This is a genomic window from Kribbella swartbergensis, from assembly GCF_054784135.1.
On sequence record NZ_BAAGPM010000022.1, the window covers coordinates 550,029 to 575,995 of the forward strand.

At 68.9% G+C, this 25,967-nt stretch carries 26 protein-coding genes; 13 read left to right on the top strand and 13 right to left on the bottom strand.

Features of this window, described 5'->3' with window-relative positions:
* Both ACYVOK_RS21125 and ACYVOK_RS21130 read right to left on the bottom strand, forming a co-directional pair.
* Complete coding sequence (locus tag ACYVOK_RS21125; RefSeq protein WP_460664202.1) at nucleotides 1-1,398, bottom strand: ATP-binding protein; 1,398 nt, start codon at nucleotides 1,396-1,398, stop codon at nucleotides 1-3.
* A gap of 45 nt (nucleotides 1,399-1,443) precedes the next feature.
* On the bottom strand, nucleotides 1,444-2,721 hold the full coding sequence (locus tag ACYVOK_RS21130; protein WP_460664203.1) for a serine hydrolase domain-containing protein: 1,278 nt from the start codon (nucleotides 2,719-2,721) through the stop codon (nucleotides 1,444-1,446).
* A gap of 44 nt (nucleotides 2,722-2,765) precedes the next feature.
* Between ACYVOK_RS21130 and mug the strand changes: the two genes are divergently transcribed.
* Entirely contained in the window at nucleotides 2,766-3,266 is a 501-nt protein-coding gene (mug, locus tag ACYVOK_RS21135) for a G/U mismatch-specific DNA glycosylase (protein WP_460664204.1), read from the top strand.
* Here mug and ACYVOK_RS21140 read toward each other — a convergent pair.
* Nucleotides 3,259-4,188: an alpha/beta hydrolase gene (locus ACYVOK_RS21140; protein WP_460664205.1), complete on the bottom strand. Its 930-nt coding sequence runs from the start codon at nucleotides 4,186-4,188 to the stop codon at nucleotides 3,259-3,261. The genes mug and ACYVOK_RS21140 overlap by 8 nt on opposite strands.
* Before the next feature lie 121 nt (nucleotides 4,189-4,309).
* On the opposite strand from ACYVOK_RS21140, the gene ACYVOK_RS21145 reads away from it, so the two are divergent.
* A complete protein-coding gene (locus tag ACYVOK_RS21145) occupies nucleotides 4,310-4,882 on the top strand; it encodes a TetR/AcrR family transcriptional regulator (protein WP_460664206.1) in 573 nt (190 codons plus the stop codon).
* A gap of 30 nt (nucleotides 4,883-4,912) precedes the next feature.
* Complete coding sequence (locus tag ACYVOK_RS21150; protein ID WP_460664207.1) at nucleotides 4,913-8,221, top strand: hypothetical protein; 3,309 nt, start codon at nucleotides 4,913-4,915, stop codon at nucleotides 8,219-8,221.
* Here ACYVOK_RS21150 and ligD read toward each other — a convergent pair.
* From ligD to ACYVOK_RS21170, 4 genes are read right to left on the bottom strand one after another with little or no spacing between them, the layout of a single operon-like run.
* Nucleotides 8,218-9,195 (bottom strand): non-homologous end-joining DNA ligase, encoded by a 978-nt coding sequence (gene ligD, locus ACYVOK_RS21155; protein ID WP_460664208.1) that lies wholly within the window; start codon nucleotides 9,193-9,195, stop codon nucleotides 8,218-8,220. The two genes, ACYVOK_RS21150 and ligD, sit on opposite strands and share 4 nt — an antisense overlap.
* A gap of 9 nt (nucleotides 9,196-9,204) precedes the next feature.
* Nucleotides 9,205-9,666, bottom strand: a complete 462-nt coding sequence (locus ACYVOK_RS21160) for a hypothetical protein (protein ID WP_460664209.1) — start codon at nucleotides 9,664-9,666, stop codon at nucleotides 9,205-9,207.
* A gap of 13 nt (nucleotides 9,667-9,679) precedes the next feature.
* Nucleotides 9,680-11,185: a DUF4832 domain-containing protein gene (locus ACYVOK_RS21165; protein WP_460664210.1), complete on the bottom strand. Its 1,506-nt coding sequence runs from the start codon at nucleotides 11,183-11,185 to the stop codon at nucleotides 9,680-9,682.
* A 59-nt stretch (nucleotides 11,186-11,244) separates the two neighbouring features.
* On the bottom strand, nucleotides 11,245-12,444 hold the full coding sequence (locus ACYVOK_RS21170; protein WP_460664211.1) for an ROK family protein: 1,200 nt from the start codon (nucleotides 12,442-12,444) through the stop codon (nucleotides 11,245-11,247).
* A 126-nt stretch (nucleotides 12,445-12,570) separates the two neighbouring features.
* Between ACYVOK_RS21170 and ACYVOK_RS21175 the strand changes: the two genes are divergently transcribed.
* Nucleotides 12,571-13,374 (top strand): hypothetical protein, encoded by an 804-nt coding sequence (locus ACYVOK_RS21175; RefSeq protein WP_460664212.1) that lies wholly within the window; start codon nucleotides 12,571-12,573, stop codon nucleotides 13,372-13,374.
* Nucleotides 13,337-13,717: a hypothetical protein gene (locus ACYVOK_RS21180; protein WP_460664213.1), complete on the top strand. Its 381-nt coding sequence runs from the start codon at nucleotides 13,337-13,339 to the stop codon at nucleotides 13,715-13,717. The genes ACYVOK_RS21175 and ACYVOK_RS21180 overlap by 38 nt, the downstream gene beginning before the upstream one ends.
* A gap of 115 nt (nucleotides 13,718-13,832) precedes the next feature.
* Here the strand turns inward: ACYVOK_RS21180 and dusB are convergent, their stop codons facing one another.
* From dusB to ACYVOK_RS21200, 4 genes are all read right to left on the bottom strand, one after another.
* Complete coding sequence (dusB, locus tag ACYVOK_RS21185) at nucleotides 13,833-14,984, bottom strand: tRNA dihydrouridine synthase DusB (protein ID WP_460664214.1); 1,152 nt, start codon at nucleotides 14,982-14,984, stop codon at nucleotides 13,833-13,835.
* Nucleotides 14,985-14,986: 2 nt separating this feature from the next.
* Nucleotides 14,987-15,679: a hypothetical protein gene (locus ACYVOK_RS21190; RefSeq protein ID WP_460664215.1), complete on the bottom strand. Its 693-nt coding sequence runs from the start codon at nucleotides 15,677-15,679 to the stop codon at nucleotides 14,987-14,989.
* 2 nt (nucleotides 15,680-15,681) lie between these two features.
* Nucleotides 15,682-17,067, bottom strand: a complete 1,386-nt coding sequence (locus ACYVOK_RS21195; protein ID WP_460664216.1) for a glycine--tRNA ligase — start codon at nucleotides 17,065-17,067, stop codon at nucleotides 15,682-15,684.
* A gap of 90 nt (nucleotides 17,068-17,157) precedes the next feature.
* Nucleotides 17,158-17,448 carry an antibiotic biosynthesis monooxygenase family protein gene (locus ACYVOK_RS21200; RefSeq protein WP_460664217.1) on the bottom strand — a complete coding sequence of 97 codons (291 nt, stop codon included), beginning with the start codon at nucleotides 17,446-17,448 and terminating at the stop codon, nucleotides 17,158-17,160.
* Between ACYVOK_RS21200 and ACYVOK_RS21205 the strand changes: the two genes are divergently transcribed.
* Nucleotides 17,435-17,863 (top strand): DUF6703 family protein, encoded by a 429-nt coding sequence (locus tag ACYVOK_RS21205; protein ID WP_460664517.1) that lies wholly within the window; start codon nucleotides 17,435-17,437, stop codon nucleotides 17,861-17,863. The two genes, ACYVOK_RS21200 and ACYVOK_RS21205, sit on opposite strands and share 14 nt — an antisense overlap.
* Nucleotides 17,864-17,885: 22 nt before the next feature.
* Here the strand turns inward: ACYVOK_RS21205 and eboE are convergent, their stop codons facing one another.
* Both eboE and ACYVOK_RS21215 read right to left on the bottom strand, forming a co-directional pair.
* Nucleotides 17,886-19,040, bottom strand: coding sequence for a metabolite traffic protein EboE (eboE, locus tag ACYVOK_RS21210; RefSeq protein ID WP_460664218.1), 1,155 nt, complete (start codon nucleotides 19,038-19,040; stop codon nucleotides 17,886-17,888).
* A 118-nt stretch (nucleotides 19,041-19,158) separates the two neighbouring features.
* Nucleotides 19,159-20,475, bottom strand: a complete 1,317-nt coding sequence (locus ACYVOK_RS21215; RefSeq protein WP_460664219.1) for a YibE/F family protein — start codon at nucleotides 20,473-20,475, stop codon at nucleotides 19,159-19,161.
* Nucleotides 20,476-20,527: 52 nt separating this feature from the next.
* On the opposite strand from ACYVOK_RS21215, the gene ACYVOK_RS21220 reads away from it, so the two are divergent.
* The 7 genes from ACYVOK_RS21220 (at nucleotide 20,528) to ACYVOK_RS21250 (ending at nucleotide 25,961) form a co-directional block, all read left to right on the top strand.
* On the top strand, nucleotides 20,528-21,583 hold the full coding sequence (locus ACYVOK_RS21220; RefSeq protein WP_460664220.1) for a metal ABC transporter substrate-binding protein: 1,056 nt from the start codon (nucleotides 20,528-20,530) through the stop codon (nucleotides 21,581-21,583).
* Nucleotides 21,580-22,335: a metal ABC transporter ATP-binding protein gene (locus ACYVOK_RS21225; RefSeq protein ID WP_460664221.1), complete on the top strand. Its 756-nt coding sequence runs from the start codon at nucleotides 21,580-21,582 to the stop codon at nucleotides 22,333-22,335. Before ACYVOK_RS21220 ends, ACYVOK_RS21225 begins: the two co-directional genes overlap by 4 nt.
* Nucleotides 22,335-23,339 (top strand): metal ABC transporter permease, encoded by a 1,005-nt coding sequence (locus ACYVOK_RS21230; protein WP_460664518.1) that lies wholly within the window; start codon nucleotides 22,335-22,337, stop codon nucleotides 23,337-23,339. Before ACYVOK_RS21225 ends, ACYVOK_RS21230 begins: the two co-directional genes overlap by 1 nt.
* Before the next feature lie 68 nt (nucleotides 23,340-23,407).
* Nucleotides 23,408-23,800 (top strand): Fur family transcriptional regulator, encoded by a 393-nt coding sequence (locus ACYVOK_RS21235; RefSeq protein WP_460664222.1) that lies wholly within the window; start codon nucleotides 23,408-23,410, stop codon nucleotides 23,798-23,800.
* Nucleotides 23,801-23,853: 53 nt separating this feature from the next.
* The gene (locus tag ACYVOK_RS21240; protein WP_460664223.1) at nucleotides 23,854-24,342 is read left to right on the top strand and encodes a MerR family transcriptional regulator; all 489 of its coding nucleotides are present in this window, start codon (nucleotides 23,854-23,856) and stop codon (nucleotides 24,340-24,342) included.
* Nucleotides 24,343-24,415: 73 nt separating this feature from the next.
* Nucleotides 24,416-25,393 (top strand): aldo/keto reductase, encoded by a 978-nt coding sequence (locus tag ACYVOK_RS21245; protein WP_460664224.1) that lies wholly within the window; start codon nucleotides 24,416-24,418, stop codon nucleotides 25,391-25,393.
* Between the two features lie 73 nt (nucleotides 25,394-25,466).
* Nucleotides 25,467-25,961: a GNAT family N-acetyltransferase gene (locus tag ACYVOK_RS21250; RefSeq protein ID WP_460664225.1), complete on the top strand. Its 495-nt coding sequence runs from the start codon at nucleotides 25,467-25,469 to the stop codon at nucleotides 25,959-25,961.
* Nucleotides 25,962-25,967: the final 6 nt, after the last annotated feature.

Below are 25,967 nucleotides of genomic sequence, written 5' to 3' on the forward strand. Positions count from 1 at the left end.
TCAGACTCCGTACACCGTGGTGTCGTCGTCGGCGTCCTTCGCCACCCGTTTGGACAGGTACAGCGCCTCCAGGGCGAGCTCGACCGCCGCGGCGATGCGACCCGGCGAATCGTCCGCATCCACACCCGCCCGGGCGGCGACGTCGTGCAACATCGGCAGCTCGGGCAGCGCGGCGAGCACATCGCGCCCCGGCACCCGCTCACCGGTCGTCACAAGGTTGCCGTCAGCAATAGCATGGGCCAGCGGGCTCAGGTCGAGACCGGCGAACCGCTCCCGGGCGGTGTCCGCCACGGACCGGCGTAGCAGGTACTCGAGCAGGTCGATCTCGCGCCCTTCCTCGCCCGGCTCGAATTCGAGCTTGCCCCGCAGTACGGCGGGCACCGCCTCCAGGTCGACCGGACGCGCAACGGCCGGCTCCTCACCGGTGATCGCACTCCGGCGCAGCGCGGCCGCGGCGATCGTCTCGGCCGCGGCCACCGCGAACCGAGCCGACACCCCCGACCGCTGGTCGATCGCGTTCGACTCCCGCAGATGCCGGACGAACCGGGCCAGCACCTCCAGCAGCGGCTCGCCCACCTCGGCGGTGAACTCGGCCTCCTGCCGGATCACGTCCACCTCGGCGTCGATGTCGAGCGGGTAGTGGGTCCGGACCTCGGCGCCGAACCGGTCCTTCAGCGGCGTGATGATCCGGCCGCGGTTGGTGTAGTCCTCCGGGTTGGCGGTTGCCACCAGCAACACGTCGAGCGGCAGCCGCAGCGTGTACCCGCGGACCTGGATGTCGCGCTCCTCCATCACGTTCAGCAGCGCGACCTGGATCCGCTCGGCCAGGTCCGGCAACTCGTTGATCGCGACGATCCCGCGGTGCGCCCGCGGGACCAGGCCGAAATGGATGGTCTCCGGATCACCCAGGCTGCGGCCCTCGGCCACCTTGACCGGGTCGACGTCGCCGATCAGGTCGCCGACCGACGTGTCCGGGGTCGCGAGCTTCTCGGCGTACCGGAGGTCGCGATGCAGCCACGTCACCGGCAGGTCGTCGCCGAGCTCGGCGGCCCGCCGCTTCGACTCGGGGGTGATCGGGTCGAGCGGGTGCTCGGGCAGCTCGGCCCCGTCGATCACCGGGGTCCACTCGTCGAGCAGACCCACCAGGGTGCGCAGCAGCCGGGTCTTGCCCTGGCCGCGTTCACCAAGCAGTACGACGTCGTGCCCCGCAAGCAGGGCACGTTCGAGTTGCGGGATCACCGTGCGGGTGAATCCGACGATCCCGGGCCAGGGATCACGCCCCGCCCGGAGTTCCCTCAGCAGATTGTCACGGATCTCGGCCTTGATCGACCGTGGTGTATACCCGGCGGCCCGGAGGTCACCGGCTTTACGAGGTAATTCAGCAGGTGCACTGGTCACCCTGACGACGTTAGCTCGCCCACCCCAAACCGCACGTGGTTCATCTCAGCGCCTGGGCGTGACCCGGCCCGACGTGAACACGTGCGTCGGGGCGAAGGTGACCGGGACCCAGGGGTGGGTCGGGGATTCGCGGGTGACGAAGTGGTCGCCGCCGGCCGGGAGGGCGGGGCGGAGTTCGTACTCGTGCACCAGCTCCTCGGAGAACGCCCGCCGGTCCCCCGTGGCCTGGTAGTTCATCACCAGGCGGTCTTCCCGACGTACGACGTCCAGCCGCACGCCGGCCCGTTCGTAGCGGCCGACGTGGCGGTCGTCGATCGGGAGGTCGACCGGCTGCGGCGGCTCCGGGTGGGCGACGCCGACGTAGTGCGTGAAGACCTCGGTGGCGAGCGGCTCGAACAGCGTGGTGCCGTTGCCGGAGTTGGTCAGCAGACACATGACGAGGCGCGCCTCCGGGTCGATCCGCAGGAACGCCAGTTGCGAGATCGTCATCCCGTCGTGGCCGAAGATTTTGCGGCCGCCCCAGTCGTAGATCCGCCAGGTCAGGCCGAGCTCGCGGAAGCCGCCGACGCCACCGACGTCCTGGACCTGCGGCTCCTGCATGGCCGCGTAGCGGTCGTCGGTCAGGTGCAGGATGGCGAATTCCAGCAGGTCGCCCGCACTCTGCGTCACCAGACCGGCCGGACCGATGCTGCGTGGGAGCTGCCAGGTCTTGACCGGCGAGCCGTCTGTCAGCAGGTGACCGAGGGCGGCCCGATGCAGCAGCGCCTCCTCCGGCAGCGTGACGGTCCTGGCGAGTCCGAGTGGTTCGACCAGTCTCGCCTTGAGCGACTCGTCCCACGTCCGGCCGTCCAGGACCTCGATGATCCGGCCGAGCAGGACGAATCCGGCGTTGCAGTACGAGTACGCCGTACCTGGCTCGAACAGGCTGTCCACGTCGCCGAGCAGGGCGACGTACTTCTCCAGACAGTCGTCGCCGCGGCCGGTGTCGGTGAACACGTCACCGTCGATCCCGCTGGTGTGCGTCAGCAGGTGACGGACCGTGACACGGTCATCGATAGGTGCCCCGGGCAACAATTTGACGACCTTGTCGTCCAAACCCAGGCGACCCTCGGCGGCCAGCTGGACGATCATGGTCGCGGTCCACGGCTTGCTGACCGACCCGATCTGGAAGAGCGAGTCGGCGGTCGTCTCGACCCCGGTCGACGCGTTCAGTACGCCGTACGGCGCGATCGTCGTCTCACCGTCGGACCAGATCCCGAGCACCGCGCCCGGGACCTTCGCCGCCTCCGCCAACTCACTCAACCGCGCAGACCAGTCAGGCATGCACCCAACCTACTCGGCTGCCTCGTCCGGGTAGGGTGGCGGTTGTGCAGGGGATCCCGGACGTGATCGACGGCGGGTTGCGGGTGCTGTTCTGCGGGATCAACCCCGGTCTGATGTCCGCCGAGACCGGCCACCACTTCGCCCGGCCCGGGAACCGGTTCTGGCCGGCGTTGCACCTGAGCGGGTTCACACCCCGGCAGCTCAAGCCCTCAGAGCAAGCCGAGCTGCTGACCTACCGGCTCGGGATCACGAACGTCGTCGATCGTCCGTCCGCGCGGGCCAACGAGCTGACCCGCGCGGAATTCGTGGCCGGTGGGGAGAACCTGGTCCGCAAGGTGCTCCGCTACCAGCCGGAATGGCTTGCCGTCGTCGGCGTCACGGCGTACCGGGACGCCTTCGGCGAACGAACGGCGCGCATCGGCAAACAGGACCGGGTGATCGGCGAGACCCGTGTCTGGGTGCTGCCGAACCCGAGCGGACTCAACGCGCACTACACGCTCCCCAAGCTCGCCGATGCCTTCGCCGAACTCGAGCAGGTCAGTTGAGCGCCGTCCGCAGGGTCGAGATCGCCAGGTCGATGGCGGCCTTGGCCGCGTAGGTGTCGCGGAGCGCGTCCAGCATGACGAAGTCGTGGATGATCGCGGCGAACCGTACGGCGGTCGTCGGCACACCGGCCTCGAGCAGCTTGGCGGCGTACGCCTCACCCTCGTCGCGCAGTACGTCGGCCTCACCGGTGATGACCAGCGCCGGCGGCAGACCGGCCAACTGCTCGGTGGTGGCGCGCAGCGGCGAAGCGGTGATCTGGTTCCGCTCGTTCTCGTCGGTCGTGTACTGGTCCCAGAACCACTGCATGCCCTCGCGCTGGAGGAAGTAGCCCTCGGCGAACTGCCGGTAGGACTCCGTGTCGAACGACGCGTCGGTGACCGGGTAGAACAGCACCTGCTGGACGAACTTCACGTCACCGCGCTCCTTGGCGAGCAGGGTGACCGCGGCGGTCATGTTGCCGCCGACCGAGTCGCCCGCGATCGCCAGCCGGTCGGAGTCCAGTCCGTGGTCCTTGCCTGAAGCAATGATCCACCGGGCGACCGCGTAGTTCTGCTCGAGCGCGTGCGGGTAGCGAACCTCGGGCGAGAGGTCGTACTCCGGGAAGACGACGGCGGCACCGGCACCGACCGCCAGCTCACGGACGAGCCGATCGTGGGTGTGGGCGTTGCCGAACACCCAGCCGGCGCCGTGGATGTAGAGGATGACGGGCAGTACGCCGGTCGCGCCGGCCGGCTTGACGATGCGGGCCTTCGTGCCGTCGGCCGCGGTCACCCACTCCTCGTCGATGTCGAGCTTCGGGTAGTCGGTGGTCTGTACCTCGTCGACCAGCTTGCGGCCGTCGGCCGGCGGCAGCTGGAACAGGAACGGCGGCTGGGCGGTCGCGTCGGCGAAGGCCTGGGCTGCGGGCTCGAGCACAGTCATGGAATCCTCCCGGACTCTCGGGGGAGAACGAACGTTCTCCGCGATGTCATGTACTCTAGGAGAACGATGGTTCTCCGCGCAAGCCCAGTGGCGCGGATCACGTGGCCCGGAGGATGTGGCGATGGCGATCGATACCGAGACCGCGCAGCGGCAGGTGCTGGACGCGGCCGACGAGTTGTTCTACGAGCGCGGCGTCCAGGCGGTCGGGATGGACGCGATCCGGGCCGCGTCCGGGGTGTCGCTGAAGCGGCTCTACCAGCTCTTTCCGTCGAAGGACGCGCTGATCGAGGCGTACCTCGCCCGCCGCGACGCCCTCTGGAAGTCGATGCTCGCGGAGCACGTCGACGCGGCGACCGAGCCGCGCGACCGCATCCTCGCGGTGTTCGACTTCCTGCACGACTGGTTCAGGCAACGCGACTACCGCGGCTGCGCGTTCATCAACTCCTTCGGTGAGCTCGGCACCGTCTCACCCCGCGTCGCCGAGCTGGCCCTGCAGCACAAGGAGGGCTTCCGCCAGGCGTTGACCGAGCTGGCGAAGGCTGCCGGCGCGCCCGATCCCGAACGCCTGGCCGACCATCTCATCCTGCTCAGCGAAGGTGCCATCACACGCTCCGCGATCTCCGGTTCGGCCGACCCGGCGATTCGGGCCCGCGAGGCCGCCGTACTTCTGCTGGATGCCACCCTGCCGGGCTGAATGACACCCGCGCTCGGCAGGATTGGGCGCATGCGTGCGAGTGAGCTTCTCCGGTTGATCGACGGTCTCTCGTACGGACAACGAGTACGGCTGCTCGCGGACCGGGCGCACCGACTGACCGGCCTGCTCGACGAGCTGGGTCAGGGTGAGGCGTTCGAGCGAACTCTCGGGCTCCAGATCGCCGAGGTCACCCGCGACACGTCGTACGTCGCCAAGCTCCTTCGCGACCCGCATCCGTCGGTGCAGTCCCGTGCACTGGCCGCCGTCAGCCGCGGCGTCCCGGTCCCGGACGACGATCTCCGGATGGTGTACGACGACGCACCCGCGGCACTGCGGACGAAGCTCGTCTCCCTGGTACGGCGGCAACGCCGGGAACACCTCGCCACGCGCCTGATCGACGAACACCGGGCTCGCTGGGGAGACGTGGCCGCGGCCAGTCTGCTCGAAGCCACCGATCGCGCGACGGTGGCGCGGCTGCTGCCCGAGTTGGCGTACTGCGTGACACCGAGCGGCTGGCGTCGTCTCGCCAAGCACCATCCCGACGAAATCCTCACCTTCGCGAACCGGATGCTTCCGGCCGGCGAGGACCGGGACGAGTGGTGGCGGGGGGTCGGCCACGGTGTGACCGCGGCACTCGACCACGACCCCGATGCGGTGCTGGCACTGATCAAGGATGCAATCCCGGCGCACGATGTGCCGGTGGCGGTGCTCGGCATCATCGGGCCGCTCACCGATCGCGATCCGGCCGGCGTGCTCGCCCTGCTCCTCGCCCCGGACCGGCGGGCCGTGGTGCCGAGTGTGCTGCAAACGGCTTTCCGTCGGCGGTTGCACAGGTATACCGACGATGAGCTGACTGCTCTCGGCCGGATCGTCTGGCCTGATCTGTCCGGGCTGTTACGCGAGTTGGCGCCGTCGCGTCGGGCGCGGATCTTCGAGGCGGTGACGAGTCAGCTCGACCTGAGCCAGGCACGCCTCGGTTCGGAGTTGCTTCAGGTCCTGCCGCACGCGCTGCGGATCGAGCAGGCGCGCCGGATCCTGGCGCTCCCGGCCATCCGTGAGGCCGATTCGCTGCGTCGGGGATTCACCGGCCACCTTCCGTTCGACGAGGCCTTCGCGTTGCTCGAGCCGGAGCTGCGTGATCCCAACGCCAGCGTCCGCGCATCGGTTCTCCAGGCGATCATCCGGTCGGCCGGTTCTGGCCGGCGACCGGAGCAGCTCGCGCAAGCGCTCACCTGGGCTGCCGACCGGGTGCGCAACGACCAGGACGTCGTACGCCTCAATCTCGTCGGCGCGGTCGCCGAGGTGTCAGCGCTCCTCACGGATGCGCTGACGACGCCGTTGCAGACGCTGTTGACCGACGCGCTGAACGCCCGCGACACGTCGTGGTCGACCCGGCGGGCGCTCACCACGCTGGCCGAGCGCGCCGTCGTACAAGGTGCTCTGGGCAACCAAACCGCCTTGCTGGAGTGGGGTCTACAGGCGCACACCCGGCTGTCGGAGAACCGTGGACTGATCACCTTGTACGGCCTGATCGACGGGCTGCCGCGGGGTCGCGAGGTCGACGTGTACGACGCCCTGCGGCCGACCATCGAGGCTGCGGCCAAACGGAACGAGTTCGGCTTGGCGCTGGCCGTGGCCGCGTCCTTCGGTCGTCGGGCCTGGTCGCTCGACCACCTGCAGGAGGTGCTCGAGCAGGCGGTCTGGTCGAATCAGGAGTACACCGTCGAGCAGGCCTGCCGGTACTGGCTGGACGCGCCGCAGACCCGACTGGACCGGGTCGGGCGGATCATCGAGCGCGATGTCCGGATGGCCCGCTGGCACCCGGTGTGGTGGGCGGTGACCGAGTTCCGCACCGACCTGCTCGATCCGGTATTCGCCGCTGCGGATCAGATCCGTCGGTTCGATCGCAACAGTCCCGCCTGGGAGGTGCCGGACTACGCGCTGCGGCTATGGCTGCCCCGGCAGCAGGCCCGGTACGCCGAGTTGCTCGGCGAGGTGGCACGTGATGAGCGGATGCCTCAGTGGTCCCGAGCGACGGCGGTGAAGGCGCTTGGGCACGTGCCGGGGGCATCACTGGACCAGTTCCTCAGCAGCGACGACGTCCTGCTGCAAGAGGCTGCTCTCGCCGGACTGGCTTGGACGGATCGACCCGACCTCGTATTGCCGTTGCTGCTCTCGCACGCGGGCGACGACCGAGCCAGAGTCGCGGTGTCCGCGGCAGCGCGTGCTGCGCGATTCGTGCGGCCCAGTCTGCTGCCGGGACTGCTGCTCCCCGTACTGACTGGTGAAAGCGTGAAGGTCACGTCCCGGAAGGAGGCGGTGCGGCTGCTAGGTGAGCTGCGTGCGCCAGGTGCGGGTGCTCTGCTGACGGAGGCCTGGGCGGGTGCTCATCGGGATGTACGGGCTGCCATCGTCCGTACGGTGTCGCAGTACCTGCTGTACGACGCAGCCGCTTGGGCCGTCCTGGAGCAGGCGGTGCACGACTCTGCCGCGACGGCTGTGGCACTGAGCGAGCGGCGCGCGTACGACGTACCAGCCGTCTACCGGTCGCGATACACGGATCTGCTGATCGCGGTGACGACCAGGAGCGAGCCGGAAGTGGTCGGGCCTGCGCTCGTGGCGTTACGGGGTTGGGGGCGGTTCAACCGCGCTGCTGCTCGGGTGTGCGCGGACTTCGTCAGCGACCTGTCCATCCGCAACCGGATCTGGCGTGACGCGACCGGAGCACTCGTCGCCATCGTTGCCACCAACCCGTCCGACGGGCTGGACGAACTGATCGATGCGGTGCGCCTCCTGGTCCGGCTCGAGGACGATCCCGACCTGCCTGATGCGACCGCCGACCGGGATCACCCGGCGCGGCAACGGCTGACGTACCTGGTGACGCAGTTGTCGGCTCAGCTGAGCGGCCGGTCGGCAGCGGTCCGCCAAGTTCTCAAGCAGGTCGCCGCCGAGCTGACCTCTGCGGAGTTCCTCCACCTCCGCCTGCAACTACTGGTCACGTCGCTCCAACTGGCGCGTCTCGCCGAGGAACTGTCCGCGCTACATCAGGCCGTCGCCGACGATCCGCTTGCAGCCCACACCGCGGCCGATCTGCTACGAAACCGGCTGGTCATCACCGAACCGGCCTGGACTCCGGAGTCTGTGCTGCCGGTGACCGCGTCGATCGTGCAAGCGCCGGACCCGGCCTCCGGCCTTCTGGCGCACGTCCTCCTCGCCGCTGCCGCTCCGCGAGCCGGCTGGTCGCCGGAATGGCGCCAACTCCTCGTGTCCCTCCGCAGCCATCCCCACCCCGCCACCCGCCGCCACGCCCTCGACCTGACAACGGCGGTCGAGGCCTAGGCGTCCGTTTCCCTTTCGGCGGCCTGTTGGGCTCGTTTGCGGCGTTTACCCTCATGCATGGCTGCGACGCGGGCAACCGGGATGGCGCGACCCTCTTCGAGCAGGTCCTCGGGGAGGGATTGGGGAGCAGGTAGTTGCTCGGCCCAGCGGTCCGCATCGGCGAGGAGGCCAGGCGCGGTGCGAACGGTGAAGTCGCGTGGGCTGACCCGGTCGAGGTCGTCCCAGCCGACCGGGAACGACACCGGCGTGCCGGGCCGGACGCGCGGGCTGTAGGCGGCGACAACGGTTGCCCCGCCCGAACGGGTCGAGTCCACGAAGACCTTCCCGTGCCGGTCCTCCTTGATGTACGCCGTCGTGGCGACCTCGGGGTCGATCCGCTCGGCCCGCGCCGCGATCGCCCGGGTCGCGGCGGCCGCGTCCTCGATCGGCACCGAGTCGTCGATCGGCACGAAGACGTGCACACCCTTCGCCCCGCTCGTCTTGACCGCACCCGACAGCCCGGCGTCGGTCAACGCCTGTCGAACCAGGAACGCCGCCTGCACGGCCTTGCCGAACGTCTCACCCTCCGGCGGGTCCAGGTCGAGCACGAGGTGGGTGACGCGGTCCCAGCGGTCGGCGCGCATCAGGGTCGGGTGGTACTCGACCGCTCGCTGGTTCGCGAACCACAGCAGTGTCCGCCGGTCGTCGCACAACGCGTACGACACCTGCCGCCTGGACGCCTCCGCCCACAGCGAGACGGTCTTCACCCACTCGGGCGTGTACTTCGGCACGTTCTTCTGCATGAAGGCCGGCTGCCCTGGACGAATCCGGATCACCGACAGCGGCCGGTTCCGCAACTCGGGCAGGATCCGCTCGTGAACGGCATCCAGGTAGTCGACCAGATCCCGCTTCGTCGCGTCGGCCTCGTCGAACAACGGCTGATCCAGGTTGGTCAGCGGGACCCCGTCACGCGTCTCGTCCGGCTTGCTCGCCATTCCCCGAGCTTAGGGCCTGGCCGAGGCCAGGTCGTTGAAGAAGGCAGCCTTCCGGGATTCGTAGTCGTCGGTGGGGTGGCTCTTGAGCTCGTTGTAGCGGCGGTGGGTGGCGGGGTCGGTGGCGATGCGCGACCAGGCGCGGGTGAAGCGGCGGTCGTGCTCGGAGTCGATCGGAGTGACGGCGAGCCCGGTCGGCAGGGGCTGGTCGGGGATGTCGAAGACGGCCAACGTGTCCGCCCAGGAGTGCGGGCTGCCGACCGGGAACCGGTGCTTCAGCATCGTCACGGTGGTGGCGAAGGATTCCGGTGGGACCCGGAGGTGGAGATCGACGTCGCCGCGGGTCAGCGTTCGCGGGACGCTCGAGGCGCCGGTCCACACGAGGTCGCCGGGGATGCCGAACTCTCGCAACATCCGGCGTACCCGCGTGTGGATCGCCGCCGCCTCGTCGGCGATGTCGTCGGACCAGATCACAACGTGCCGGGTCTCACCGCATGAGTTGCGGTTTGGGGAGGCTGCCGCAGGCGTCGCTGCGGTCCTGAGGAGTGACCGTCAGGGTGTGGCCGAGATCGTTGTAGCCGGTCGCGGCCTGCCAGGTGTCCGCGTTGGCGAGCCGGATCGCGTACGCCGAGTTGTAGGTCTCGGTGGAACCCGGCAGGCGCTCCTGGGACTGCAGGACAGGCGCGGGATCGGCGATGTTGAGCAGCAGGCGATAGCTGCCAGGCACCGCCGGTGCGCAGACCTGCCGGTCGAGCGTGGTGGTCGTCCCGGCAGCCCAGCGCCGCGGGTCGTCCGGAAGGGTCACCCGGTAGCTGTGCTTGTCACCCTGGAAGATCAGCTGGACCTGACGCGGGTTGTACGGCGCGGCCCAACCGTCGTTGCGGATCTTCAGCTCGACATCGACGGTTCCCCTTGGCCTGGTGGCGTTCGTGAACGTTCCCTGCGTCAGCGCGAACCGGTAGCCCAACCGCTGCTTGGCGATGGTGATGTTGTCACCCCAGCTGTTCAGCACGTCCCGGTTGTAGTCGGTGTTCAGGTAGGAGAAGTGCAGCCTCGCCATCTCCGCGGCCGCCGAGGGCCACTCCGACCTCGGCGGGTTGACCGCGCAGGTCTCACCGCCCTCGGGCACGTACTTGGTGTCCTGGGCAACGAATTCCTTGTCGAGCTCGATCGGGTCACTGAGATAGGTCCCGAAGTCGTCCGGACTGGCCAGGAAGCAGTCGTTGTGATGACCGACCCGCGCCACCGGCGAACCGTCGTACGCCTGCTCCGCGGTCAGAGCCCCCTCGGCTCCGGTCGGTACGCCGAGCATCCGCTGCTTCATGTACGGCGTACGCACCTGGATCATCCGGTCCGCGGGGAGCGCCTTCAGCAAGGCCATGACTACCGCGCGGCGGTCCGCCCAGTTCTGGTCCGAGACCTTGCTCGGATCCTGCGGGTCGGCGAAGTGGTCGGTGTAGTACCCCTCACCCCACAGACCGACGAAGCCCGACTGCACCACCGCGATCACGTCGGCGTTCTCCCGCAGGACAGGGGTCAGCTGCGCGATGTGCTTCAGGACGCGCTCGACGGGTGCGTCGCCGTACGGGATGGTGGGCGGCCAGCCGGGCGGCTGGGCGTACGCGAACCGGATGATCGCCTTGAGGCCGGCCGCGCGGATCGTCCGGAAGTCGGCCCGGACCAGGTCGAGGTAGGCCGGGTCGAGTTGATCCTGACCGGCGAACTTCTCCAGGTAGAACACGCGCAGGATCTGAGTCACGTTCTCCTGGGTCCGGTAGCCGCGCAGCCTGGCCACGTCGAGCGGCACGTACCCCGAGCCGTCCGCCCGGTAGTGCGTCTCGGTGTGGTGGTAGAAACCACGCTCCTGGTTGGCGATCACGGCATCGGTCGGCGCGTAGCCGCGGGTCGTCGCCGACCCGCTGCCGTGGGCCGCCGCGATCTGTGACGCGAACAGCAGACTGACAAGGGCGATGCCGGTAACGAGCCGTCTCATGATCGGTCCTCCCTGAACGCGTCCTGCGACCGTGGGAATAATCATGGACTCCAGGAAAACTATGTCAAGAGCTCGGCCGACTCCGGTCCGCGGACCACGGACAGGCCCCCGTCGTACCTGGTCGCCTCGACCTCCTCGAGAGCCAGCCGGACAGCCCCGAGCGCCACCCCCTCGTCACCGAACTCCGACACCCTGATCTCCGGCGTCCGCAGGCACCACCGATCCAGCTCACGCCGCAACGGCTCGACCAGCACGTCGGCCGAGCGGGAGAACCCGCCCCCGATCACCACCAACTCCGGGTCGAGCGTGAGGACCAGTGCTGAGGCGCCGACCGCGATGTCGCGCACGTACCCCCGAACCGCCCGCACCGCCCCACGCTCTCCGTCCCGGGCAGCGAGAAAGACCGGCTCCACGTCGTCGCCGGCGCTGGTGGCACCTGCGCGCGGCCGGCTGTCGGCGGTGCCGGCGTTCAGCCAGTTGTTCAGGTGCTGCGGCGCCCGCAACCATCCGGCCGCCGGCAATGCGCCGATCTCCCCGGCGGCGTTGGAGAAACCTCGATGCAGCCTGCCGTCGATGATCAACCCGGCACCCGTCCGCAGACCGGCCAGCAGAAACACGACGTCGCGGGCGTGCCGCGCGACACCGCGCCATGACTCCGCGAGCGCGGCCAACTTGCAGTCGTTCTCCACCCGAACCGGCGCTGGTACCAGTCGCCGCACATGCGCGGCGAGATCGACTCCGGTCCACTCCGGCACGGAGTCCGAGAACATCACCTTCCCAGTGCCGTCGACCAGCCCTGTGGTGGCGACCCCCGACGACCAGATCTGTTCGGGCTCGACACCAGCCCCGGCAAGCGTCCTGCGCACACAGTCGTCGAGCATCGCCAGCCGCTCCCGCCGCCCCGCCCGAGGGTTCACCGCGACGCGCGTCTGGTGCAGCACCGCCCCTTCCAGATCGGTGACCATGGCAAGCACCTTGTGCCCCCCGACATCGACCCCCAGAATCCGCCCGGCATCAGCCCGAAACCGATAACGCCGAGCCGGCCGCCCGACGGTGCCCCCGGCCGGGGCGACCTCGGTCACCCAGCCGCGCGCCAGCAAGTCCCGGGCAACATCCTCGGTCGAAGCCCGCGACAACCCCGTCCGCTTGGCCAGCTCCGTCAACGTCAAGGGCCGCTCATCCCGCAGAACCCGCAACACGCCGAGTGCGTTGAGCTGCCGCAACCGGGAAAGATCGCCCCCACTCGGCTCATCAATCATCGCGACCCCCGACGTAGCTGCAGTCGCTCACATAATGATGGAGCCCGAGATAACTATCAACACACCTGGCGGCCGGCCGATCACGACGCCTTCCAAGCCACCCCGTGGCACACCTAAACTCCCCGGATGGGGAACGGGGAGTTGGAGAAGTGGCCGACCGTCCAAGGCTGGGTCTGGCTGCAGGAGTACGGCGATGCCAACGGGGAGTCCGTACCGTTCGTGCGCTTGTCGTACACCCGAGGTGTGCCGGCCGTGGAGCTGGAGTTGCCACGGACCGCGTCATTGCTGGTCCTCTGGTGGGAGGCGATCGAGGATCCTCCCGACGCGAAGCGCGGACCGGGGTGGGTGCCGGCTTGGGTGTGGAGCGAGCAGGACGGTCACGATTCCCTGGCGTGGGTATGCCTGGACCCAACCGATGACGTGACCCCTCGGGAACTGCTGATGCCCACCTCGGCGCGGAGTCGACTGGCCGTACGCAGGGCGCTGAGCCAAGCCCTGATGCGGTTGACCGGAGAACAATCCGTGGAGGCGGCGCTCGAGTCCGCGCAGGTCGACCCGTCGAGCGGCGTCGCCGCTGACGGACCCGAGACGGTGACCGAGCACGATGCCGACACGCAGGACGAACCCGCGGAGCCCTGGGCCCTCGAGCACACCACCGAACTCGACGTACCGTCCGAATTCAACGACGCGGACCGTCCACAGGATGGTGAAGACGACTGGCCGACGCTACCGGTGTGGCTGTGGCTCGAGGAAGACGAAGGCGGAACCTGGCGAGCCAACGCACGCCTGAGTCCGACGGACGGTGTGCCCGCGCTGCCGGTCCAAGCGCCTGTCGCTCCCATCGGCCTCACCCGGTTGTGGTTGAGAGTTGGCGCACGGAGACGCGCGCACGATGACCGTCCCGGTGTGGCTTTGGGTCGAAGACGATGACCAGGGACGGGCGGCGAGGTTCTCGTTCGAACGGTTCGCAGGCGTCCGGGCAACCCCGCTCGAGATGCCGCACGACGAGCAGTCGCTCACCGTCCTGAGCGAGCGGCTGGGTGTGGCAATGGTCTGGCTGACCGGCTGCGATACGCCGGACGCGGCAGCGCGCGAACTCATGAGGCAGCAGCAGAGGACCCATGCGTCACCGAGGAAGCCTCAGCCACGCACCAAAACCAAGAGCCCCAGGAAGAAGCGGCCCACGAAAACAGCCGCGAGCGGCCGCCGGATGGTCCTGCCCCGAATCCGGATCGTCAGCGGCGGCCTCCCCGGCTTGGGTCGGCGCCGCTAGCACCTCGCCCGCAGTCCCCCACCAGCCCGACCCCGCACGAAGCCAGGTCGTCACAGCCCACACCCGACAAGGTGGTGTCCTGCTCCCACTCGCCGGCGGGGGCGGCGGCGTTCCGTCAGCCTCCGGAGACGCCTAGTTCGGCGGCGGTCAGGTCGGCTGAGAGGCCGTCGGTGTCGTTGAGCCAGCCTTCGGGGAGGACTATGTGGTCGCGGGGGCTGCCCTGGCGGCCTCGGGGGGCGCCGAGTTCGGCGACCGGGAAGGGTACGTCGGGGTCGAGCTGGGCCAGCAACTCGTCCAGGCGGGCCAACGAGTCGACCATGCCGAGAGCGGCCCGCAACTCGCCGCCGGCTGGGAAGCCCTTGAGGTACCACGGGACGTGCTTGCGGAAGTCGCGCAACCCACGCTGCTCCCCCATCAGGTCCGCGAGCAGCTCACCATGCCTCCGCATCACCTGCGCCACCTCGCCGAGCGTCGGCAGGTTCAGCGCCTCGCCACCGGCGAACGCGACCGCGAGGTCCCGGAACAACCACGGCCGGCCGAGACAGCCGCGCCCGACGATCACCCCGGCGCACCCGGTCTCCGCGACCATCCGCAGTGCGTCACCGGCTTCCCAGATGTCGCCGTTGCCGAGCACCGGGATGTTCACGTGCTGCACGAGGTCGGCGATCGTGCTCCAGTCCGCCTGACCCGAGTACGCCTGCGCCGCCGTACGCCCGTGCAGGCCGATGGCGGCGACGCCCGACTCCTCCGCGATCCGGCCGGCGTCGAGATAGGTCTGGTGCGCGTGGTCGATGCCGATCCGCGTCTTCATGGTGACCGGTACGCCGTACGGCGTCGCGGCGTGGACCGCCGACCGCAGGATCGCGCCGAGCAGGTTGCGTTTCCACGGCAGCGCGGCGCCACCGCCCTTGCGGGTCACCTTCGGGACCGGGCAGCCGAAGTTCAGGTCGATGTGGGCGACGCCGTACTGGTCGCAGAGGAGCTGGACGGCACGGCCGATGTAGACCGGGTCGACGCCGTACAACTGCACCGAGCGGACCGTCTCGCGCTCGTCGAAGGTGAGCATGTCGAGCGACTTCTGGTCACCCTCGACGATGCCGCGCGAGGTGATCATCTCGCACACGTACAGCCCGGCGCCCTGCTCCGCGCAGAGCCGCCGGTACGCCGCGTTCGTGATGCCGGCCATCGGCGCCAGCACGACGGGCGTGTCGATCGTGAGGTTGCCCAGCTTCAAGCCGGGGTGGCGGGGTGCGGAGGAAATAGCCACAGTCAGGCCTTCGCCACCAGGACCTGACCGTTGCCGGAGACCTGGGCCTGGTAGGGCTGGACCGCGTTCGCCGTCGTGGTGACGTCGCACGCGATCGGCTCACCGGAATGTTTGACCACGGCAACATCATCCATCGTGCAGGTCACCTTGGCCGCATCGGGCGCGGTCCGCAGCACGGCGTCGACCACCTTCGGCTTCACGATCGCGACCGACTCCGAGGTGAACTTGTACGACGCGGTGTACGTCTTCGCGTCGACCGTCAACGTGCCGCTGTACGACTTCCCGGCGTACGTGACCGTGCAGGTCAGCTCGTGCTTGCCCGGCTTCTCCACGTCGTCGATCCCGGGGCACTTCACCGTCGTCCTGGCAGCCTTGCCGGCCGCGACCTGCGCCTGCTTGGCGATCGCGAACTCGATCCGCTCCGCCAGTGGCGCGTCGTCCGCGGGCGCACCGGTGACCGCCGGCGTCGGCCACGGCTTCGACGGTGTCGGCAGCGCAGTCAGCGACGGCGTGGAGGCGGTCGGGATCGGCGCACTCGAACTGGCCGGCACAGACGATGCGGACGGCGCAGGCGTGCCGCCGGCTTCCGGCTCGCTGTCCGAGCATGCGGTGAGCGCGAACACCGCGATCGCGGACAGCCCGAAGACGCCCACCCCGAACCGCACGTGTGCCGACAGCACCCGCCGTACGCCCATCGTCAGCAACCGACCAGGTGCTGTGCCAGGTAGCCGCTCACCTCGGTCAGCGCCACCCGCTCCTGCTTCATCGAGTCGCGTTCACGGATCGTCACGGCCTGGTCGTCGAGGGTGTCGAAGTCGACGGTGATGCAGTACGGCGTCCCGATCTCGTCCTGCCGGCGGTAGCGCCGGCCGATCGCACCGGCGTCGTCGAAGTCGACGTTCCAGTTCTTCCGCAGCTCGCCGGCCAGGTCCTTCGCCTTCGGGGACAGCTCGGCGTTGCGCGACAGCGGCAGCACGGCCGCCTTGACCGGGGCCAGCCGCGGGTCGAACCGCAGCACGGTCCGCTTGTCCACGCCGCCCTTGGCGTTCGGCGCCTCGTCCTCGGTGTACGCGTCGAGCAGGAAGGCGAGCACGTTCCGGGTCAGCCCGGCCGCCGGCTCGATCACGTACGGCGTCCAGCGCTCACCCTTCTCCTGGTCGAAGTACGACAGGTCCGCCCCGGAGTGCTTGGAGTGGGTGGTGAGGTCGAAGTCGGTCCGGTTCGCGATGCCTTCGAGCTCGTCGAACTCCTTGCCGCCGAAGTTGAACCGGTACTCGATGTCGACGGTGCGCTTCGAGTAGTGGCTGAGCTTCTCCTGCGGGTGCTCGTAGTAGCGCATGTTGTCCGGCTTCAGGCCGAGGTCGACGTACCAGTCCCAGCGGGCCTTCAGCCAGTACTCGTGCCACTCCTCGTCCGAGCCGGGCGCGACGAAGAACTCCATCTCCATCTGCTCGAACTCGCGGGTCCGGAAGATGAAGTTGCCCGGGGTGATCTCGTTGCGGAAACTCTTCCCGACCTGCGCGATCCCGAACGGCGGCTTCTTCCGCGCCGTGCCCATCACGTTCGCGAAGTTCACGAAGATGCCCTGCGCGGTCTCCGGCCGCAGGTAGTGCAGGCCTTCCTCGGACTCGACCGGTCCGAGGTAGGTCTTCAGCAGGCCGTTGAACATCCGCGGCTCGGTGAACGTGCCCTTGTTCCCGCAGTTCGGGCAGGCGATCTCGGCGAGCTTGACGTCGTCGGCGTCCTTGTTCTTGCGCCGGGCGAAGTCCTCGCGCAGGTGGTCGTCGCGGAACCGCTTGTGGCAGGACTGGCACTCGGTCAGCGGGTCGACGAACTCCGACAGGTGCCCGGACGCCTCCCACACCTTGGTCGGCAGGATGACCGACGAGTCCAGCCCGACGATGTCGTCACGACCGGTCACCATCGAGCGCCACCACTGGGTGCGGATGTTGTTCTTCAGCTCGACGCCCAGCGGACCGTAGTCCCAGGCCGACTTGGTACCGCCGTAAATCTCGCCGCACGGGTACACGAAGCCTCTGCGCTTGCTGAGGCTGACGACGGCATCGACGGTTTCCACGGGCACTTTCGACTCCAGTAACGGCACTTTGCAACACGGAAAGGTCCAGGCTAGCGGTCCGACCGGTCCCCGGCGGAATCCAGTCGGAGATCGGTGCTACGGCAGCAACCCGGGCAGGTCGTCGTACGCGGTCGGCTCGTCGATCGCCAGCGAGAGCAGCGGGACCGCGGTCAGCTTCACCTCGTACGGCGACAACGCCCGCCGGTAACTGCCGACGTTCAGCCACTCCATGCTCAGGGCGATCAACTCCGGGTCGTCGACATTGCGCCCGACCCGGGCGGCCACGAAGCCTTTCTGCTTCCGCAGTACGTCGACCGCGGCCTGCAGCCGGACCGCGAACTCCGCCTGCTCACCCTCCGCCACCCGGAACCTGATCACCACGAACACCCACCCACCCTATTCACCGCCCTCCCGCGCCGAGCCACCCCACCCCACGGGCGACCGGGTCCGCAGTTGTCCACCTGGCCGCCCCGCCTGGAACAATGGACGGATGAGTTCCCCGAGCAGTAGTCAGCCGGTGAGTCCGCTCCGGCAGCGGATCACCAAGATCAGTTACCCGTACGTGGCGCGGCTGCACGGGATGCCGAAACTCACCCTGCCCGGCATCACCCTGGTGCTGGCGCTGGTCGGAGTCTTCGCTCCGGTCCCGTACGCCGTCGCCGCGCTGATCCTGCTCGCCCTGCTGCTGTCCTGGCTGGGCTTCCTGTCCTGGCCGGTCGTCGGCAACGGCGCGCGCTTCCTGCGCGTCTTCTCCATCCTGGTGATCCTGCTCTTCGCCGTCTCCCGCATCGCCGGAGCCTGACCGACCGAGTCCCATCCGCCGGTCAGTTCCAGATCGGCTCCAGGCCGAGTGCGACCAGGCGGTCGCGCAACCAGCCGAGCTCACGGGCGATCTTCTTCGCCAGCGTCTCGGGTGTCCGCGGCTTACGGGACCACGCGTAGGTCTCGGACTCGAGGTGATGGGTGAGCGGCTGACCGCAGCCGACCAGCCGGGTCAGGCAGTCCTCCAGTACGCCGTTGGTGCCGCTGAGTGGATCCGGAAGCGCGCAATGGGCCGGGACGTGAGCGTGCATCCGCCACGCAGCGTGCCCGGACAGCTGGTACGCGTCCTGGACGTCGTCCACACCCGGCCCGCACCACTCCCGGACCTGGCGCAGGTACTTCGGATCGCCGAGATCGGCCAGTCGCCGTCGGGCAGCCGTGTCGGACGGATCGACAAGCTGCGGGGCCGACGACAGTTGGGCCTTCACCACATCCACACCCGCGCGCCACAACGTCTCGAACGCGTCGGGAGGCTCCTCGAACTGGACGGCGAGGTGGCACGTGTCGAACCCCAGTCCGATCCGCGACGAACCGCCGTACGGACTCGAATAGCGGCTCAGCCAGGCGGCGGCCTGCGAGGTCATCTCCAGCACGCAGCCCGGTTCGGGCTCGACCGCGACCCGGATCTTGCGGCCGGTGCGCTGCTCGGTCCGTTCCAGGTGCCAGTCGAGCCGCTCGAACGCCTTCTGGGCGGCCGCGTCACGCGCCTTGGACCACGGCACCCGCCACGCCAGCGGGATGGTGGAGATCGATCCGTACGCCGCGTCGCGCGGAAGCAACGCGGCGAGTACGTCGACCAGGTCGAGGGTGTAGCGCAGTCGTTCGGGCTCGGTCCAGTCCGGGCAGTACAGCTTGCTGCCGACGACCTTGTCTTCGAACGCCGAGTGCGCGATGCCGTTGAGCGTGACGACTTCCAGCTGGTTGCGCCGGAGAGCGCGGCGAAGTCTGCCGACCGCGGCGGGCGAGTTCGCCAGCCGGTCGGCGAGCGGGCTCGCGAACCACAGGCCGACTCCGAGCAGCGGTACGCCGAGCTCCTGACGGACCAGCGACGCGTAGTCGTCCAGCCCGGCGATCACGCCGTCGAGATCCTCGGCCGGGTGCACGGTGGTGCTGTAGCCCAGGTGGACGGTCGACCCGTCCCGATGCCGGAATCTCATCCCGACCTCCTCACCCCGTCAGGCACGGAAAGTGATCAGAGGCGGACTTTCCGTGCCTTGATACGCACTGTAGGAGTACGACGACCGAGTGTGAAGGTGTGGTTCCCGGTTCGTGACCTCAGGCGGGTTCGGCGGCGATGTGTTCCGGCTCGGTGGTGACCAGGTCGCGGGACCGGTCAGCCACGGCCATCGCCGCGAGGGCGGTCGTCAGGGGAACGGCGGCGATGATGCCGAGACTGCCGACCAGGCCGCGAACCACCTCGATCGCGACCATCTCGGTGGACAGGACGTACCGGCCGGGCAGGCCTTGGACCGCGAACGTGATCAGCACCGGCATCGCCGCACCGGCGTACGCGAGGACCAGCGTGTTGACCACCGAGGCGACGTGGGTGCGGCCGATCCGGAGCCCGGCGCCGATCAGCTCACGGCGTCGCGCCGCCGGGTTCGCGGCGGACAACTCCCAGACGGCGGCCGCCTGAGTCACCGTGACGTCGTCGAGAACGCCGAGCGCACCGATCACCATGCCGGCCACCAGCAACCCGGCGAGGTCGAGGTCGGGCGAGAACGTCTTGGCCGTCGACGCCCCCTCGGCCGCCAGCCCGCTCAACTGACAGAACTTGGTGAAGAACCAGCCCAGCACCACGGTCAGTCCGAGCGCGGCGATCGTCCCGGACAGGGCCATCGAACTCTCCGCGTTGATCCCGTGGGTCAGGAACAACGCGACCGTCATGATCACCGCGCCGCCGACGACCGCGACCAGCAACGGGTTCGACCCCTTGAGGATCGCCGGCAGGATGAACTGCGTCAGCATCACCGCGGTCACCGCCAGCGCGATCAGCGCCGCGAAGCCACGCCAGCGCGACAGCGCCACCACCGCGGCCGCGAAGATCAACGCCAGCACGAGCAGCGGCATGGTCCGGTCGTGGTCGACGTACTGGTACCGGTCGGCGACGGTCGGTGCATCGGTCTGGATGCCGAGCATGATCGATTGCCCGACCTCCACCGGGAGCGCGGCCTGAGCGGCCTTCGGCACCTCGACCGGCACCGACTGTCCCTTGTCCGGACCGGTGGTGAGCTTGACGGTCGCCTCGTCGCACTGGTCCTGGGCCGCGGCGCACGCCTTGATCGCCGTCACCTCGCCGCGGGCGGTGGCGGTCTGGTACGACGAGACCTGCACGCCGCCGCCCGGCCACATCACGATCATCGCGATGACGGCCGCCGTGATCAGCGGGGCGAGGACCGCGGCGACCACGATCCGGACGCGCCGGCCGACGATCGCATCCGAGTTCACCACCGAGGTGTCGACCACGTGATCGCCGTGCCCGTGACCGTGGCCATGACTATGACCATGACCATGACCGGTGGGAATGCCGAGCTTGTGCCGTCGGTTGGCCCGATGGTCGGCTCGTCTGCGTCCAACGTTGCGGCTGGCCATGGCTGAACTCCCTGTTTTGACAACCAGTTCCGATTAAATGAAAATGATTGTCATGAGATCTCGAACTCGTCTTGTCGTCGCCGGCGCCACCGCTCTGGCCGCCGCCCTCACCCTGGCCGGATGCGGCGGCGACTCGACCGCCAACGGCTCCGGTGGCGACAAGCTCGACGTCGTCGCTTCGTTCTACCCGCTCGAGTTCATCGCCCGCACAGTGGGGGGCGACGCGGTGAACGTGACCACCCTGACCGCGCCCGGTGTCGAGCCGCACGATCTCGAGCTCACGCCCAAGCAGGTCGGCGAGATCGCCGGCGCGAAACTGGTGCTGTTCGAGAAGGGGCTGCAGCCCGCGGTCGACGAGGCGATCGAGCAGAACGCCAAGGAGACCGGCTTCGACGTCGCGCCGGCGGCCAAGCTGGAGGCGACCGGCGCCGACTTCGGGGAGCACGAAGGGGAAGGCGAGGAGCACAAAGACGAAGGCAGCACCACCCCGGCCACCACTCCGGCCTCGTACACCGGGACCGGCGCGGCGCGGACCGGTGCAGCCCAGGCCGCCGCGGTCGCGCAGCCGGTTTCGGCCGGCAGCGAGGAGCTGGACCCGCACTTCTGGCTGGACCCGGTCCGGTACGCCGGCGTGATCCAGGCGGTCACCGACAAGCTGGTCGAGACCGACAGTGCGAACGCCGACGGCTACAAGGCCCGGGCCAAGACGCTGCTCGACGAGGTCGGCAAGCTCGACTCCGAGTTCAAGACCGGTCTGGCGACCTGCAAGCTGAAGACGTTCGTGACGAGCCACGAGGCGTTCGCGTACCTCGCGAAGCGATACGGTCTGACGATGGTCGGCATCGCCGGGCTCACCCCGGACGCCGAGCCGACCGCGGCCAGGATCAAGGAGGTCCAGGACATCGTCAAAGCCCAGAAGGTGACCACGATCTTCTACGAGGAGCTCGTCAGCCCGAAGGTCGCCGAGTCGATCGCCCGTGACATCGGCGTCAAGACCGCCGTACTGAGCCCGATCGAGGGCTTGTCGGAAGCCAACTCCTCCGAGACCTACCTGACCCTGATGCGGGAGAATCTCCAGGAGCTCCGGAAGGCGAACAGCTGCGCGTGACACCTCCACAAGACGTTGCCAAGGCCGTCCAGGTCGCCGATCTCTCGGTCGACCTGGGCGGTCGTCTGGTGCTGCGGGGCGTCGATCTCCAGATCCGCCAGGGCGAGGTGGTCGCCGTTCTCGGCACCAACGGTTCCGGTAAGTCGACCCTGGTCCGGACCGTCGTCGGACTGCTCCCCGCGGCTCGCGGGGAGGTCCGGCTCTTCGGTACGCCGGTGCCACGCTTCCGGCAGTGGCGACGCGTCGGGTACGTTCCGCAACGCATCACCGCGGCCGGCGGCGTACCCGCGACCGTTCACGAGGTCGTCTCGTCCGGACTGCTGTCGAAGCGGCGGTTGTTCACTCCGCTGAGGGCTGAGCAGAAGCAGGCGATCGACGACGCGCTGCAGATCGTCGACATGGCTGACCAGCGCAGGAGCGCCGTCTCCGAGCTGTCCGGCGGGCAGCAGCAGCGGGTGCTGATCGCCCGCGCTCTGGTGTCCGATCCGGAGCTGCTGATCCTCGACGAGCCGACGGCCGGCGTCGACCTGGCCAGCCAGCAGATCTTCGCCGACGCGGTCCGGGAGCGGGTCGCGCGCGGGACCACGGTGGTGATGGTCAGCCACGACCTCGGCCCGATGGACGCACTCATCGACCGTTCCGTCGTCCTGCGCCGCGGGCGGATCGTGTACGACGGTCCGCCGCACGCCTCGCAGACGCACGCACACGTCCACCACTCACACGGTGGCGACGAACCCGGGTGGCTGTCGTGATGACCATGTTCCAGCTCGAGTTCATGCAGCGGGCGTTGATCGCCGGGCTGCTCACCGGGCTGTCCGCACCCGCGATCGGGACGTACCTGGTGCAGCGGCGGTTGTCGCTGATGGGCGACGGCATCGGCCACATCGCGATCACCGGAGTGGCGCTCGGCCTGCTCACCGGGAGTGCACCGGTTCTCACAGCCATCATCGTCGCTATCGCCGGTGCCACCGCGATCGAGTTGGTGCGTGCGCGCGGCAAGGCCAGCGGCGACGTCGCGCTCGCACTCCTGTTCTACGGAGGTATCGCCGGTGGTGTGCTGCTCATCGGACTCGCCGGACAGGGTGCCGCAACGCTGAACACCTACCTGTTCGGCTCACTGACCACAGTGTCGCCGAGCGACCTGTACATCGTCGTCGGGCTGGCCATCGCCGTACTGGTCGTGGCGATCGGTCTGGGACCGCAGCTGTTCGCGGTGTGCCAGGACGAGGAGTTCGCTCGCGTCACCGGGTTGCGCGTGCAGGTGCTCAACCTGGTGATCGCCGTGATGGCTGCAGTCACCGTGACCGTGGCGATGCGGACAGTGGGATTGCTGCTGGTCAGTGCGTTGATGGTCGTGCCTGTGGCTACGGCACAGCAGGTGACGCGGTCCTTCCGCAGTACGTTCGTCACAGCGTGTGGAATCGGTGTGCTGGCGTGTCTGGCCGGCATCGTTACGTCGTACAACGCGAACGTGGCTCCCGGCGCGACGATCGTCGTACTGGCGCTGGCCGGGTTCGTGGTGGCGGCCACGGTCGGGGCTCTGATCCGGCGTCGCCAGGGCCGGGTCGCACCGCTGGCGGACGAGGAGCCGGAGGTCGGCGTACCGGCGCCGGAGCCGCACGTGGTGAGCGCCGGTCACCCGCACTCGCACAACCCGAGGTGCGGCCACGCCGCTGTCGAGCACGGCGACCACGTCGACTACGTGCACGACGGTCACCTGCACGCGGCACACGGAGACCACTGGGATGAGCACTAGCTTGTCCAGTTCTGAGAGAATTGGCGGGGTTGCCGGGGAATCACGGTGACGGAGTGACAGGAGGAACGGTGGCCATCGGAACACGCTCGACTCGTCAGCGCGCTGCGGTCGCGTCCGCGCTCGACAATCTCGACGACTTCCGGACCGCCCAGGAGATTCACCAGGAGCTGCGGTCCGCGGGTGAGGCCGTCGGCCTGACCACCGTCTACCGCACCCTGCAGGCGCTCGCCGACTCGCGAGAGGTCGACGTACTGCGCACTGCCGACGGCGAAACGGCGTACCGGCGTTGCTCGAAGGGTCACCACCACCACCTGGTCTGCCGCAACTGCGGCCGCACCGTCGAGGTCGAGGGCCCGGCCGTCGAGCGCTGGGCCGACAAGGTCGCCGCCGAACACGGCTACGCCGACATCAGCCACACCCTCGAGATCTTCGGCACCTGCCAGGACTGCCAGCAGGCCTAGTGGCCTAGGTCACCTTTGCCTTTGAGCGCGCTCGAAGGCGTACGGTCGAAGACATGAACACGACCGGCGTCCTCACGACGCCCGAGCGGCGGCAGGCTTTCGTCGATCGTTACGAGGTGCCGCGGCCGGCGCCGCTCGACACCGAGCTGCTCGAGCTCCTGGACCTTCCGGACGACCTCCCGGAGCAGCTGAGCATCGCCGAGGCGGCCGAAGTCACCGGGCTCACCGCGCACACGCTGCGGTACTACGAGCGGATCGGCCTGGTCCGCGTCGGACGCGACAAGGCCGGCTACCGGTACTACGACCGGCAGGCACTGGCCCGGATCGTGTTCATCACCCGGCTGCGGCTGTCCGACATGCCGATCAGCACGATCAGCCACTACCTGGAGCTGGTCGCGCAGGGCGAGGAGACCGCACCGCAGCGGCTCGCACTGATGGAGGAGCACCGGGCGACGATCCAGCGGCGGCTGCGCGAACTGCAGGCGGCGCTGGCGGTGACCGACTACAAGATCACCACGTACGGCGGTCACGCCAAACCTTAGTTCTCTGTTGCTCGGCCGGCGGATCGTTCGCGTCCGTCGGGCGGCGGAGCCATGCCTTCTCGAGGAGATCACGATGAAACTGGGCAGCACCGGAGCCGAAGTCAGCCGGCTGGGACTGGGCTGTATGGGGATGAGCTACGCGTACGGCGCGACCGACGACACCGAGTCGATCGCGACCCTGCACCGCGCCCTGGACCTCGGCATCACGTTCCTGGACACCGCCGACATCTACGGATTCGGCGCCAACGAGGAGCTGATCGGCCGGGCCGTCAGGGACCGCCGCGACGAGGTGTTCCTGGCCACGAAGTTCGGCATCACCGGCGATCCACGGACCGGGCGACGGGGCGCGAACGGGTCGCCGTCGTACGTGCGCACCGCCATCGACGCATCACTCGGCCGGCTCGGCGTCGAGCACGTCGAGCTGTACTACCAGCACCGCGCCGATCCCGCCGTACCGATCGAGGAGACGGTCGGCGCGATGGCCGAGCTGGTCGAGGCGGGCAAGGTGCGGTACCTCGGGTTGTCGGAGGCGTCGGCCGACACGATCCGGCGGGCGCACGCCGTCCACCCGATCACCGCGGTCCAGACCGAGTGGTCGCTGTTCAGCCGCGACATCGAGGAGTCGGTGCTGCCGACGTGCCGCGAACTGGGGATCGGGATCGTGCCGTACTCGCCGCTGGGCCGTGGCATGCTCACCGGTGCGGTGCCGCGGCGGTCGGAGCTCGCGGCCGACGACTACCGGCGGACGTTGCCTCGCTTCGACGAGGAGAACTTCGAGGCCAATCTGGCGCTGGTGGACGAGATCCGTTCGGTGGCGGCCCGCTACGACGCCACTCCGGGTCAGGTCGCGCTCGCCTGGGTTCTTGCTCAGGGCGACGACGTTGCACCGATTCCGGGGACGAAGCGGCGTCGTTATCTCGAGGAGAACGCCGCGGCACTGGAGGTCGAGCTGGCCGCGGACGATCTGGCGGCGCTGTCCAGGCTGACTCCGGTGGGTCCGCGGTACCCGGACATGACCTGGGTCGACCGGAGCACTGCCCCGCTCGGGTGATAATCTGCCTCGCAGTAAGCCTTCTGCCTTCCGGCGGGAGGCTTTTCTGCGTTTTCCGTCTGTGAGGAGTCCAATGTCAGATCTCGTGGTCCGGCGTGCCGGTGAGGCCGATCGGGTTGTACTGGAGCGGTTGTGGCTGATGTTCCGGCACGACCTGTCCGAGTTCCAGGGCCAGTTGCCGCGGCCGGACGGCAGCTATCGGAGCGAGTGGCTCGAGTCGGTGCTGGCGGGCGACCCGGACTGGGCCGGGTACCTGTTCCACAGCGGGGAGAACCCGGTCGGGATCTCTTTCGTGCGGGCGCTGACACGGCCTGTGCGGGTGATGAACGCGTTCTTCGTCGTCCGGCCGGTACGGCGGAACGGGTTCGGGCTGCGCGCCGTACGGGAGGTCATCGCGCAGCATCCCGGGCGGTGGGAAGTGCCGTTCCAGGGGAACAACGCGACGGCCGTGCGGTTCTGGCGGCGCGTTGCGACCGAACTGGCCGGGGACGCGTGGACCGAGGAGACGCGGCCGATCCCGGGCGATCCCGACGCTCCGCCGGACGTGTGGATCTCGTTCGCGGTTTAGAAGCGT